This is a genomic window from Azospirillum sp. B506 (assembly GCF_000333595.1).
Classification (GTDB): domain Bacteria; phylum Pseudomonadota; class Alphaproteobacteria; order Azospirillales; family Azospirillaceae; genus Azospirillum.
Genome location: NZ_BADK01000358.1, coordinates 1 through 846, shown reverse-complemented (window position 1 = coordinate 846; position 846 = coordinate 1). Strand labels below are relative to the sequence as shown.

At 68.9% G+C, this 846-nt stretch carries 2 protein-coding genes; one reads left to right on the top strand and one right to left on the bottom strand.

Annotated features, from left to right (window positions below):
* A partial coding sequence (locus I71_RS10985; protein WP_244433760.1) for an SGNH/GDSL hydrolase family protein occupies window positions 1-466 on the bottom strand: 466 nt, incomplete at its 3' end.
* Here I71_RS10985 and I71_RS10980 point away from each other — a divergent pair.
* Window positions 466-846: ABC transporter substrate-binding protein (locus I71_RS10980; RefSeq protein WP_148294213.1), on the top strand; the 381-nt coding region annotated here is incomplete at its 3' end. The two genes, I71_RS10985 and I71_RS10980, sit on opposite strands and share 1 nt — an antisense overlap.

Here is an 846-nt window from a genome sequence, read left to right as displayed (position 1 = left end):
CCTGCCGCACCGAGCGTTCGCTTAAGGACTGGTCGCCGTCGCGCAGAACCGTGTTGGCGCCGACCTGCCAGATCACCAGATCGGGCTTGGCGCCCAGCGCGTCGGCCTCGATCCGCGTCTCGGTCTGGTCGTCGGTCTCGCCGTTGATCCCGCGGTTCAGCACCGCGATGTCGGCGTTGCGGAACCGTTCGCTCAGATAATGGTCGAGCCGGGCCGGATAGGCCCTGTCGGGCGAACTCGCCCCCGCCCCGGCGGTGGAGGAGGAGCCGATGGCGACGATCCGGATCGGCATCCCGGCCGCGATGCGCTGCGACAGCTGCGTCAGGGGCACCGACAGCGCCGACGCGCCCCGCGGCAGCTGGCAACCGGCCGCCGGCGCGGGTTCGGCGGCGAAAGCCGGAGCGGAAACGGCCAGGGCGGCGATCAGCGACAGGGCACGGACGGCGGACGACAGGACAAAGCTCAATTGCTCGCTCCGCTGCGCCGGCCGACCTTGCCAAGGGGCTGTACGTCACCAGCGGCTTTTATTGGGACAAGAACGACCGGACGCGCGCCTGGGCCAAGCGCTTCTTCGACCGCCACGGCAAGATGCCGACCAAGGAGCAGGCGAACACCTATCTCGCCACCCTGCATTGGCTGAAGGGCGTCGAGGCGGCGGGCACCACCGAGGCCGAACCGGTGACCGCCGCGATGAAGGCGATGCCGACAGACTATTTCGGCACCCCCGGCAGCATCCGCAAGGACGGCCGCGTGCTGTACGACCTCGACCTGTACCAGGTGAAAGGTCCGGCGGAGAGCAAGGCGCCGTGGGACTATTACAAGCAGGTCCGCAGCATTCCGGCATCG